The following is an 11,676-nucleotide window of genomic DNA, read 5'->3' as shown; positions in this document are numbered from 1 at the left end:
GTCTCCCACTTGGGATCGCCCTCGTGGAAGGTGCGGAAGACGCGCTTCAGCATGGTCGTCGCCGTGACCGAGCCGCCGATCGCGCCGGTCTCGTCGCTCTGCTTCATGAAGCGCGAGAAGAGGTCGAGCTGGTTGAGGGTGTTGGCGTCCTTGAGCGCCTCGGGCTTCTTGCCCTCGGCGATCACGACGAGCTGGCTCGCGCCGACGAAGTTGTCGTTGATCTTGCGGAACGCGACGTTCGCCGGGTGGTCCTCGTAGAGGAGCGCGTCGAACGGCGTCATGTCGCCGGCCTTGACCTTGCTCTGGAAGTAGAAGCCGAAGATCAGCAGCACGACGAGGCTCGCGCACATCCAGACGCGCCGCTGCCCGGTCGACAGCCAGATCAGGAAGCGCTCGAAGCGGTCGTAGGCGCGCGAGAACAGGCCCGGCTCGTGGTGCGTCGCGAGGTGCTTCGGTGGCTTCACCAGGTCGAGGATGATCGGGTGCAGCGTCACGACGCTGATGAAGATCGAGATGATCCAGAAGCTGCACAGCAGCGCGAGCTTCTGGATGATCGGGATGCGCGCGACGTAGAGCGTCAGGATCGCGAGCCCGTCGGCGACGATCGACACCATCGCCGGCGCGTAGATCTCCGTGTACGACTTGACGATCGCCGCGTGCTTGTCCTTCAGCTTCTCGTACTCCTCGTGGTAGCGCTCCATCGACTGCACGGAGTGCGAGTGCGCGCGCGCCGAGATCAGCAGCGGCACCACGAGGACCAGAGGATCCAAGCTCAAGCCGCACAGGCCGCCGAAGCCGAGCCCCCAGATCGCGCTCAGCGCGCCCGACAGGATCGGGATGAAGACGCCCTGCCAGCTACGGAACTCGAACCACAGGATGACGATCATGGTGCCGATGCTGGCCAGCAGGACCCACAGCATCGGCTCCTTCATCGACATGAAGTAGCCGTAGAGGACGGGGAAGCCGGTGACGTAGATCTTCGTGCACTTCGTCGGGTCGGGCAGCCCCTTGCACTCGCCGTTCGCGTCGACGATCTGCTCGCGCTCGATGATCTCCTGGATCTGCTTCAGCATCCCCTGGAGGTCGAAGTACTCCTCCCAGAAGCCGGCGACGATCAGCGTCGACTTGTCGTCGGGGGACACGAAGAAGCCGCGGACGCCCTCGGTCGTGTAGACCTTCATCCGCATGAACTCGAGGTCTTCCTTGCTGTCGGGAAGCCTCGGGTAGGTGAGCGGCACGACCTTGATGCCGGTGCCGGCGGTGAGCGTCGTCTTGAGCTTGGGGTGCGTGACCGAGAGCACCTGCTCGCCGTTCACGCCGGGCACGTTGTGCAGCAGATCGACGGTGATGCGATCGACCTTCTTGAAGGTCTCTGGGTCGTCGAAGATCGTCGCTTCCGGCGTCTCGACGACGATCTGCAGCACGTTCGCCGTCCCGAACATGGGACGGTACTTCTGGTAGAGCTGAATATAAGGATGGTTGGGCGGATACAGATCGAAGAAGTTCGTCGCGATCTGCATGTGCGCCCACATGTAGTAGACGAAGAACAGCGTGACCGCGGTGATGACGGCGGTGACCTTGTATTTGTTGCGCAGCAGGAAGAACAGGTACGCTTCGATGTATCGTCTGGGAATCATCTAAGGATTTCCTCGGCCGCCGGTCCCGTTCTTCCGGAGCTGCGAAACTCAGCCTTCGCCCTTCAGCCGGATCTCGCCCTGGTCGACCGTCACTGTGAGACCGTTCGCGCCGACGACGAGCGCGCGGCCCTCCTTCGACGACACGCCGCGCAGCCAGTAGAGCGACATCTCGGCCGGCAGCTTTCTCTCCTGCCAGGTCTCGCCGCCGTCGAAGCTGACGAGCACCATGCCGATGTCGCCCACGATGTAGCCATAGTCGCCCGACATCCGGATGTCGTACAGCCCGGGATTCTTCATGGCTTCCATGAAGCCGAGCTGGTCGAGCGATCCGGCGTCGAGACGACCGCGCTGCGGCGTCCAGGTCTGGCCGCCGTCGGTGGTGCGGAGCACGAGGCCGTCGATGCCGACGGCCCACCCTTCGTTCGGTGAGCGAAACGCGATCCCGAAGATCGTCTTGTCGGTTCCGGTGTCGAGCGGCGTGAACGTCTTGCCGCCGTCGGTCGTCTTCTGCACCGTGCCGAACTCGCCGGCGATGTAGCCGGTGCTCGCGTCGGGCCACGACTGCGAGGTGAGGACGACGTCCTCCGGCAGCGTGCGGTCCTTCCACGTCTTGCCGCCGTCGGTCGACTCGATCACCGCGCCCCAGTCGCCGACCGCCCAGACGTGGGTCGGCGAGGCAAAGGTCACGGAGAACAGGTTGCGGTCGGTGCCCGACTCGCGCTTGACCCAGGTCTTGCCGCCGTCGTCGGTGGTCAGCACCACACCCGACTTGCCGACCACGACGCCGTGGGTCGGCGAGGCGAAGTCGACGCCGTAGAGGTAGTCGAGCGTCGGCGTCTGCTGCGCTTCCCAGGTCTCGCCGCCGTCGGTGGTCTTGAAGATCGCGCCGAAGGCGCCGACCACCCAGCCGGTGCGGTCGTCGATGAGCTTCGCCGCGTAGAGGTTCTCGACGATGCGCGCCGCGCTCGCCTCACGCGCATTCATCGCGGCGGCGACCGCGAGCCCGACGAGCAGCACGAACGCACGCAAGCAATGAATTCGCGTCATCTCGGGGATCTCTCGCTTTCGAACCGGGCGCGCGCCACGGCGACACCTCGCGCGCGAGAAGCGTGCGATTTCGCGCTTATAGGGTGGCCCTTTCGCCGGTGTCAACCCTCGGGAACTGCGCGCGCACGCGACGCGACGCGCCGCGACCGCGCGTTCGGGTGAACGTGACCGCCTGTAGCGAGCGTTATGGACGGCGACGACGTTCGGAGCGTCGCGCGACCGGCCGCCGCGCACGTCGCGACGTCTTCTTGACTGGCCGCGGAGCCGGCGCGTACGACGCGAGCCGTGAGTCGCGTCATCGCCGAGCACCGGCTGCGCTCGCCCGTCGCGCAAAGCTACCGGCAGCGCGGGCTCTGGCCCGGCGTCACGCTCGGCGAGTCGTGGGCGCGCACCGTGCGCGCGCGCGGCGACGCGATCGCGCTCGTCGACGGCGACCTCGAGCTGAGCTTCACCGAGCTCGCCCGTGGCGTCGCAGCGCTCGCGAAAGGGCTCTCCACGCTCGGCGTCCGCGCGGGCGACGCGGTCGCTTACCAATTACCCAATTGGTGGGAGGCCGCGGCGACGCTGCTCGCGACGGTGTCGCTCGGCGCGCACGCCGTGCCGATCGTGCCGATCCTGCGCGGCCGGGAGGTCGCGGTGATCCTGCGCCAGACGCGCCCGCGCGTCGTGGTCGTGCCCGACGAGCACCGCGGCGTCGACTACCCGGCGCAGACGAAAGGCGCGCTCGCCGCCGTCCGCCACGAGGCGAAGCTCGTCGTCGTGCGGCCGACGCGCGCGCTCGCGCGCGACGCGACGCCGTTCGCGGAGCTGCTGCGCACGCCGCCCGCGCGCGACGCGGTGCCGAGGACCGCCGCGGCGACCGACACCACGACCCACGCCGCGCCGACCGACGCCACGACGAACGCCGCGCCGCCCTCCCCCGCTGCGGTCGACCCCGACGCGCTCGCCGTCATCATTTATACGTCCGGCTCGACGGCCGAGCCCAAGGGGGCGATGCACACGCACCAGACGCTCACCGCGGAGCTGCGCAGCCTGGTCGCGGCGCACGGGCTCTCGCCGAGCGACCGCGTGCTGATGCCGTCGCCGCTGACGCACGTGTCGGGCGTCATCCACGGCATTCTCGCGCCGGCGCTGCTCGGCACGAGCGCCGTGCTCGAGGAGCGCTGGGATCCCGGCCGCGCGCTGCGCGACGTCGAGCGTCACCGCGTCACCTACATGATCGGCGCGCCGACGTTTCTGCAGGAGATGCTCGCGCACCCCGACGTCGGCACGCGCGACCTCTCGAGCCTGCGCCTCTTCTCCTGCGGCGGCGCGAGCGTCGCGCCAGAGCTGATGCGCGCCGGTCGCGCGCGCATCCCGGGGATGGTCACCAAGCGCTCGTACGGCTCGTCGGAGTTCCCGACGATCGCGACCGCCGGCGTCGAGGACGCGCTCGCGCACGGCCTCGACACCGAGGGACGTGCGCTCGCCGGCGTCGAGATCCGCATCACCGACGCCGACGGCCGCGAGCTGCCGCCGGGCCGCGAGGGCGAGATCCGCGCGCGCGGTCCCGACTGCTTCCTCGGCTACGTCGATGCCGCGCTCGACGCCGAGAGCTTCGACGACGACGGCTTCTTCCGCACCGGCGACCTGGGTGTGCTCGACGAGGGCGGACTCCTGCGGGTCACCGGCCGCGTCAAGGACATCATCGTGCGCAAGGGCGAGAAGATCAGCGCGCGCGAGGTCGAGGACCTGCTGCTCGAGCACCCGGCGATCGCCGCCGCGGCGCTGATCCCGCTCGCGGACCCGGCGACCGGCGAGCGCGCGTGCGCCTGCGTGCAGCCGGCGGCGGGCGCCGAGCCGCCGACGCTCGAGCAGGTGGTCGCGTTTCTGCGCGCGCGCGACCTGACGCCGCAGAAGCTCCCCGAGCAGCTCGAGGTCGTGCACGAGTTTCCCCGCACGCCGAGTGGCAAGATCCACAAGCGGCTGCTGCGCGAGACGATCGAGCGCCGGGTCGCGGACCGCGCCGAGCGGTGAGCGCGGCAATCGGAAACCAGGCAACGGAAGCAGCACATAGAAGAAAGGAAGGGACGTGATGGCGGGGGGACTGCTCGACGGCAAGGTCGCGATCGTCACCGGCGGCGGCTCGGGGCTCGGACGCGCGGGCGCGCTCGCGCTCGCCCGCGCCGGGGCGCGCGTCGCGGTGACCGACGTCACGCTCGCGAGCGCCGAAACGGTCGCGGATGAGATCGCGACGGCGGGCGGCGAGGCGGTCGCGATCGCGTGCGACGCCGGCAGCTCGCCCAGCGTGCAGGCGATGATCGCGCGCGTCGTCGAGCGCTTCGGCCGGATCGACGTGCTCTACAACAACGCCGGCATCGCGCCGATCGGCGAGGACGACTTCACCGCGTCGATCGCAGACGAGGTCTGGGAGCGCGTGCTGCGCGTCAACCTGACCAGCGTGTTCCTGTGCAGCAAGTACGCGATCCCGCACATCGCCGCCGCGGGCGGCGGCTCGATCATCAATACCGCGTCGTCGATGGCGCACCTGCCGGTCGGCGTGACCGACGCTTACGCCGCCTCGAAGGCGGGCGTCGCGGGTCTCACGCGTTCGATGGCGGTCGGCTGCGGCAAGCTCGGCATCCGGGTCAACGCGATCAGCCCGGGCTACGTCGACACGCCGATGAACGCGATCATCTTCGGCACCGACGAGCTGCGCGAGGGCTTCGCGGCGGGGCACGCGACCGGGCTCCAGACCCCGGAGGAGATCGCCGACCTGGTGGTGTTCCTCGCGAGCGACCTGTCGCGCTCGCTGACCGGGGCGGTGCTGAACTGCGACCGCGGCTGGACGGCGTTCAAGATGCCCGACGCGGTCAGCCGTGCGCTCGGAGGCGGCGGTCGCTAAAGGAGCGCGACACACCGACCCAGCCGCGAGCAAACGAACCGGAGCACAGCCGCATGGCCTTCGCCGACATCGACCGGTCCGTCATCGGACGTGAGTACGACCGCCTGACCTACCCGCCGATCACCGCGGAGGAGCTCATCTCCTACGCGAAGTCGCTCGGCGTGACCGACCCGATCTACCTCGACGAAGAGGCGGCCAAGCGCGGCCCGTACGGCGGGCTCGTCGCCTTCCCGACCTTCGTCGTCAAGCTGCGCGGCGGCCAGCACATGCCGCCCGAGGTCGCGCGCGAGATGAACAAGCTCGGCGGCTTCGACGCCGGCAAGGACATCGAGTTCGGCGTGCCGATCCGCCCGGGCGACGTCATCACCGCGACCTCGACGATCACCGAGCTCTACGAGAAGACCGGCCGCTCGGGGTCGATGTGGTTCGTGGTCTTCCGCCAGCACCTGGTGAACCAGAACGGCGAGATGGTGGCGAACGTCGACTCGCGCTTGATGCAGCGCGGAAGCAGCGACAAGGAGGCGGCACGATGAGCGGTGCGAGCGAAGCGGCGCGCGGCGGCGTGACCTTCGACACGGTCGAGCCCGGCGACGAGCTCCCCGAGATCACGCTCGAGCTCGGACGCGACTACGTGAAGGCGCACGCGACCGAGATCGGCATGGCGTTCCCGCGCTTCACCGACGACGAGGGCGCGAAGCGCGAGGGCCTGCCGGGACAGATCACGCCCGGCAACATGTCGCTCGCGCTGCTCGCGCGCGAGCTCCTCACCTGGGCGCCGGGCGGCAAGCTGCGCCGGCTCGGCACGACCTTCCGCGGTCTCGCGCTCGCGGGCAGCACGGTGCGCCTGATGGGCACGGTGACCGAGAAGGACGAGGAGCGCCGCACCGTCGAGTGCGACGTCTGGATGGAGACCGCCGAGGGCGACCGCTGCGTGATCGGCACCGCGACCCTCGAGCTGCCGTGACGACGATGACGCGCACGTCCGAGGCCGCGGAGCAGGCGGGGATCCGCGTCGAGCGCAACGAGCGGCTCGCGATCCTCACCATCGCCAACCCGAGCAAGCGCAACGCGCTCGACCCCGACCTCCTCTTCGAGCTCGCACGCACGCTCGACGCGCTCGGCAAGGAGGACGTCCGCGCCGTCGTCCTGCGCGGCGAGGGCGAGAAGATCTTCTCGTCGGGCTACGACATCGGCGCGATCCGCGGCGGCGCCGCGCAGGAGGCGTCGCGTCACCCGCTGTCGACCGCGATCGAGGCGATCGAGCGCTTCCCCTACCCCGTCCTCGCCATGGTCTTCGGCGGCGCGTACGGCGCGGGCGTCGAGGTCGTGTGCGCGTGCGACCTGCGCTACGCCGCGAACGACGCGCGCTTCGCGATCCCGGCGGCGAAGCTGTCGGTGGTCTACGACCCCGACGGCGTGGCGCGGCTCGCCGAGCGCGCGAGCCCTACGCTGGTCGCCGAGCTGATGCTGACTGCGCGTCCGATGCCGGCGGAGCGCGCGCTCGCGCTCGGGCTCCTGAACGGCGTGCACCCGGCTGCGGATCTCGAGCGCGAGGTGCTCGCGCTCGCGCGTGAGATCGCGGCGCTCGCGCCGCGCACGCTGCGCGCGACCAAGCAGATGTTGCACGCGCTGCGCGCGCACGGCGGCTTCACCGAGATCGAGGTCGCGCACTTCACGCGGCTACGCAACGAGGCGCTCGCGAGCGAGGACTTCGCGGAGGGACGCCGCGCGTTCGCCGAGAAGCGCGCGCCGCGCTTCGGCGGCGAGTGAGCGCCGCGCGTCCGAGAGAGCTCCGAGCTACTTCGACGGCGGCGGGGGCGGCGTGCCCTCGCTGAGCGTCACCTTGTAGGCGATCGTCTTGCCTTCGCGCACCCGCGAGGAGCGCGGGCGGAAGAAGCCGAGCCGCGCGATCCAGTACTTCTCGGAGTACGCCTCGCCCATGCGGTCGATCAGCGCCGGGTCGGTGATCTGCTCGGCGTGGCCGACGAGGAACGGCCCGTCCTCGCTCCCGACCCAGATGTAGAGCGGGCTGCCGCGCGCGATGCGCTTCGCCTTCCAGCTCCCGGGCGACGTCGTCGTCCAGAGGTAGCCGTCCTGGTAGACGAACCAGACCGGCGCCGCCTCGCTGCGCTCGCCGCTCTTCCGTTGCGTCGCGACGTAGATGAGCTTCTCGGTCTCGAGCGCCTTTCGCGTCGCCGCGGGCAGCTCCTGCGCGAGGGCGCGCAGCGGCGCGACGAGCGGAGCGGCGATGCACGCCGCGAGCGCGCGCAGCAGCGAACGTCTCCTCAGCACGCGCGCAACCTAGCCGAGGCGCTCGCTCGGGGGAAGCGTCGCGACCCGTCGCGTTCTTCGGTGGCGTCCTTGCTCCGCCGTAGACCCGGGCGTATCTCTCGCTCATGACCCAACTCGAGAGCGCGCGGAAAGGCATCATCACCGCCGAGATGAGGCGCGTGGCGGAGCGCGAGAACGTCTCCGCCGAATTCATCCGCGACGAGGTCGCACGCGGGCGGCTCGTCATCCCGGCCAACGTGCGGCACCTGGCCGGCAGCGGCGGCCAGCCGCCGGCCAGCACGAACGGGCACGCGAACGGCAACGGCGCCGCCCGCACCTACCCCGAGCCGATCGGCCACCCCGGCGCCCGCGACGACGCTCGCCTGTGGGTCAACCAGACCTCCGCGCAGCGCCTGCGCGTGATCGAGGACCCGACGATCCTGCGCGGCGAGCGCGCGCCCAAGCGCCTCGACCCGACCGGCATCGGGCGCATGATCACGACCAAGATCAACGCCAACATCGGCGCCTCGCCGGTCGCGAGCACGCTCGACGCCGAGGTCGAGAAGCTCAAGTGGGCGCAGCGCTATGGCGCCGACACCCTGATGGACCTCTCGACCGGCGGCGACCTCCCCGGCTGCCGTCAGGCGATCATCGACCACTCGACGATCCCGATCGGCACCGTGCCGATCTACTCGATGATCCTCGGACGCCGCATCGAGGACCTGACCTACGACGTCATCCTGAAGGAGATCGAGCGTCAAGCACAGCAGGGCGTCGACTACTTCACGATCCACGCGGGCGTCCTGCGCGAGCACCTGCCGCTCGTGCGCAACCGCGTCACCGGCATCGTGTCGCGCGGCGGATCGCTGCTCGCCAAGTGGATGATCTACCACGGCAAGCAGAACCCGATGTACGAGCTGTTCGACGAGATCAGCGCGATCATGCGCGAGTACGACGTCACGTACTCGCTCGGCGACGGGCTACGTCCCGGCTGCCTCGCCGACGCGACCGACGAGGCGCAGCTCGCCGAGCTGCGCACGCTCGGCGAGCTCGTGCAGCGCGCGCGCGAGGCGGGCGTGCAGGTCATGGTCGAGGGTCCGGGGCACGTGCCGCTCGACCAGATCGGCTACAACATGAAGCTCGAGCAGGAGGTGTGCGACGACGCGCCCTTCTACGTGCTCGGCCCGCTCGTCACCGACGTCTTCCCCGGCTACGACCACATCACGAGCGCGATCGGCGCGACCGAGGCCGCGCGTCACGGCGCCGCGATGCTCTGCTACGTGACGCCGAAGGAGCACGTCGGCCTGCCCAAGGCGCAGGACGTCGCCGACGGCTGCATCGCCTACAAGATCGCCGCGCACGCGGGCGACATCGCGCGCGGCATCAAGGGCGCCCGTCAGTGGGACGACGACCTGTCGCGGGCGCGCGCCGCGCTCAACTGGCCGAAGCAGTTCGAACTCGCCTTCGACGGCGAGACCGCACGCGCGCTGCACGACGAGGACCTCGAGGTCGACACCGAGTTCTGCGCCATGTGCGGCCACGACTGGTGCAGCATGCGCATCTCGAAGGAGATCGTCGCGTTCGCGAGCGGCAAGGACGAGCGCTTCCAGCCGGTGCGCAAGGCGGCCGCGAGCCCGGGCGTCGGGCCGGCGGGACGCGATCTCCTGCGTCGTCGTGCGGAGCTGCCCGTCGTCGGCGGACGGCACGCCTGCCACAGCGAGATCACGCCCGAGGCGTCGAGCGCGAAGGCGATCCAGGAGGGTGTCGCCGCGCGCTGAGCGCGCACGCGCGAGACGGACGACGATGGACGCGCGAGGCTGGCGTCGCGTCGAACGTGCGTTGCTCGGCGCTGCGGCGCTCGTCGCCGTCGCGGGCTGCGCGGTGCCGCCGGCGGCGCTGCGTGGCGGGCCCTTCGCCGACATCCAGCCCGCGCAGGCGGCGCGGGGCGCGACCGCGACGGAGCCCGTGCGCTGGGGCGGCGTCATCGCGGAGGTGCGGCCGCAGCAGGATCGCACCTGCTTCCTCGTCGTCGGCATGCCGCTCGACGACTCGGCGCGCCCCGAGCGCGTCGACGAGCCCGCGGGACGCTTCCTCGCCTGCGCGCAGGGCTTCTTCGACCCCGAGGTCTACGCGCCCGACCGCCTGATCACCGTCGTCGGCTGGCTCTCCGGCACGAGCCCGGAGAAGGTCGGCGACCACGAGTACGAGGCGCCGGTGGTCGACGCCTACACGGTCTACCTGTGGCCGCACCGGCCGCGCTACGAGTACGTGTGGGGGCCGTACCCCTACTGGGGCTGGGGACCGGGCGTCTGGGTCTACAGCGGTCCCGCCTGGTACCCCTGGGGTCCGTATCCTTATTCCTACCGGCCCTGGATCTGGTAGCGCCGCCCCCGTGGCCGTCGACGGGGCGCGTCGCCCGCACGCAACGTCGCGACCACGATTCCCGCGCGGCAACCAACGCTCAGTCGCGGACGAGGCGCGGCCCGAGGTAGGCGAGCCACACCGCCGAGGCCGCGATCCAGACGCCCGCCGCCCAGGCGAGGTGTGTGAAGTAGCTGTCGCTCCAGTCGGCGGCGACGCGCGCCGCGAGCGCGAGCAGGATGCCGGCGCCGAGCGCGATCACCGCGGGCGGACGTCCGACGACGTCGTCGGTCATGCCGAGGTGGCTCAGGCAGACGTGGGTCGCGACGCCGAATGCCATCAGCGAGAAGCCGCCGATGAAGAGCACGTGCAGCGCGGGCACGCGGTAGTCCGGGAAGAGCCCGGCGAGGATCAGCCCCGCGGGCGCGAGCCACGCGGCGAGCCAGACGAGACGCCGGTGCAGCCCGGGCTTGCCGGGCGCGCGCCACGCGCCGCCCGCGACGCCGAGACCGAGCGCGACCGCGAGCCCGCGCACGATCTGCCCCGAGCGCACCCAGCCCGCCTGCTCGGCGACGAGGCTCGCGACGATCACCAGCCCGAGCGCGAGGAAGCCCACCGCCTTCCACGTCTCGCGCGGTGAGCTGCCGAGGTCGGGCGGCGGCGCCTCGCCCGCCATCAGCGGCAGGATCAGCGCGCCGACACCGACCACGAAGCTCAGGAACACGCCCTGCTCGATCAGCAGCGCGCCGAGCGCCATCGTCCACGGCGCGGACTCGAGCACGAGGCGCGCGAGGATCAGCAGCGCGCCCGCGATGCCCTGCGCCGCCCCGACCGCGAGCAGCACGAACGCCGCGGGCGGGCTCCGCCGCACCGCCCCCGTGAGGAAGCGGCGCGCGCCGAACTGCAGCAGCAGCACGAAGAGCGCGAGGTAGCCGAGCTCGGCGAGCACCCACTGATCCGCGAGCAGCGTGGCACACGTGCCGAGGAGCGCCGCCACCGCGAGCGAGATCTCGCGCGCCGACGCCGCCGGCGCCGCGAGCCGACGCGGCAGCGCCGTCCACAAAAATCCGAGCGCGAACGCCATGAGAAAGGCCTGCGTCTGCAGCAAGCCGTGCCGGTGGCACGAGTACGACGAGGTCGCGCCGGTCGCGTACAGCACCCAGTGCCCGACGCCGGCCCAGCCGAGCAGCACGCCGAGCGGGAAGAACAGCCGGTACGGCTCGGCCCGCAGCCGCGGCGCCTGCGGCGCCGCAAACGACGCTTCGGTTTCGCGGACGCTCATGCTCCTGCCGCCGCGCTCGACGCGGGCCTCGTTGACTCGCGCCCCATCGCGCAGGAGCCATGATCAGCGGGTGTGGAAATAGAGGAAAGGCGGTGTAGACCTTCCGGCTGACCAAGCCATGCCGGGAGAACCGGCAGGAAGGAGGACACCGCCCTGGGGAGGATAAGCCGAGCCGAGTGTCGGAGGTCAAGACG

At 70.7% G+C, this 11,676-nt stretch carries 11 protein-coding genes; 7 read left to right on the top strand and 4 right to left on the bottom strand.

The features are described 5' to 3' along the window. On the bottom strand, nt 1–1,637 hold a 1,637-nt coding region (locus tag VIS07_09780), incomplete at its 3' end, for an MMPL family transporter (GenBank protein ID HEY8515787.1). A 48-nt stretch (nt 1,638–1,685) separates the two neighbouring features. Then, nucleotides 1,686–2,684: a YCF48-related protein gene (locus VIS07_09775; GenBank protein HEY8515786.1), complete on the bottom strand. Its 999-nt coding sequence runs from the start codon at nt 2,682–2,684 to the stop codon at nt 1,686–1,688. A gap of 285 nt (nt 2,685–2,969) precedes the next feature. On the opposite strand from VIS07_09775, the gene VIS07_09770 reads away from it, so the two are divergent. Genes VIS07_09770 through VIS07_09750 form a run of 5 tightly spaced genes read left to right on the top strand, consistent with a single transcriptional unit; the run spans nt 2,970 to nt 7,338 of the window. Continuing rightward, nucleotides 2,970–4,700, top strand: a complete 1,731-nt coding sequence (locus tag VIS07_09770; GenBank protein ID HEY8515785.1) for an AMP-binding protein — start codon at nt 2,970–2,972, stop codon at nt 4,698–4,700. A gap of 58 nt (nt 4,701–4,758) precedes the next feature. Then, nucleotides 4,759–5,568: an SDR family oxidoreductase gene (locus VIS07_09765; protein HEY8515784.1), complete on the top strand. Its 810-nt coding sequence runs from the start codon at nt 4,759–4,761 to the stop codon at nt 5,566–5,568. Nucleotides 5,569–5,621: 53 nt separating this feature from the next. Then, a complete protein-coding gene (locus VIS07_09760; protein ID HEY8515783.1) occupies nt 5,622–6,101 on the top strand; it encodes a MaoC family dehydratase N-terminal domain-containing protein in 480 nt (159 codons plus the stop codon). Continuing rightward, on the top strand, nt 6,098–6,532 hold the full coding sequence (locus VIS07_09755) for a hypothetical protein (protein ID HEY8515782.1): 435 nt from the start codon (nt 6,098–6,100) through the stop codon (nt 6,530–6,532). Before VIS07_09760 ends, VIS07_09755 begins: the two co-directional genes overlap by 4 nt. 5 nt (nt 6,533–6,537) lie before the next feature. Further along, nucleotides 6,538–7,338: an enoyl-CoA hydratase-related protein gene (locus tag VIS07_09750; GenBank protein HEY8515781.1), complete on the top strand. Its 801-nt coding sequence runs from the start codon at nt 6,538–6,540 to the stop codon at nt 7,336–7,338. A 27-nt stretch (nt 7,339–7,365) separates the two neighbouring features. Here VIS07_09750 and VIS07_09745 read toward each other — a convergent pair whose 3' ends face one another. Then, nucleotides 7,366–7,860: a pyridoxamine 5'-phosphate oxidase family protein gene (locus VIS07_09745; GenBank protein ID HEY8515780.1), complete on the bottom strand. Its 495-nt coding sequence runs from the start codon at nt 7,858–7,860 to the stop codon at nt 7,366–7,368. Nucleotides 7,861–7,964: 104 nt separating this feature from the next. Between VIS07_09745 and thiC the strand changes: the two genes are divergently transcribed. After that, nucleotides 7,965–9,617: a phosphomethylpyrimidine synthase ThiC gene (thiC, locus tag VIS07_09740; protein ID HEY8515779.1), complete on the top strand. Its 1,653-nt coding sequence runs from the start codon at nt 7,965–7,967 to the stop codon at nt 9,615–9,617. Nucleotides 9,618–9,642: 25 nt separating this feature from the next. Continuing rightward, nucleotides 9,643–10,221: a Slp/YeaY family lipoprotein gene (locus VIS07_09735; GenBank protein HEY8515778.1), complete on the top strand. Its 579-nt coding sequence runs from the start codon at nt 9,643–9,645 to the stop codon at nt 10,219–10,221. Between the two features lie 79 nt (nt 10,222–10,300). Here VIS07_09735 and VIS07_09730 read toward each other — a convergent pair whose 3' ends face one another. After that, nucleotides 10,301–11,482: an NnrS family protein gene (locus VIS07_09730; GenBank protein ID HEY8515777.1), complete on the bottom strand. Its 1,182-nt coding sequence runs from the start codon at nt 11,480–11,482 to the stop codon at nt 10,301–10,303. Between the last annotated feature and the right edge of the window lie 194 nt (nt 11,483–11,676).

This window comes from Candidatus Binatia bacterium (assembly GCA_036563615.1).
Lineage (GTDB): Bacteria > Desulfobacterota > Binatia > UBA12015 > UBA12015 > DATCMB01.
This window is presented reverse-complemented; position numbering and strand designations above follow the sequence as displayed.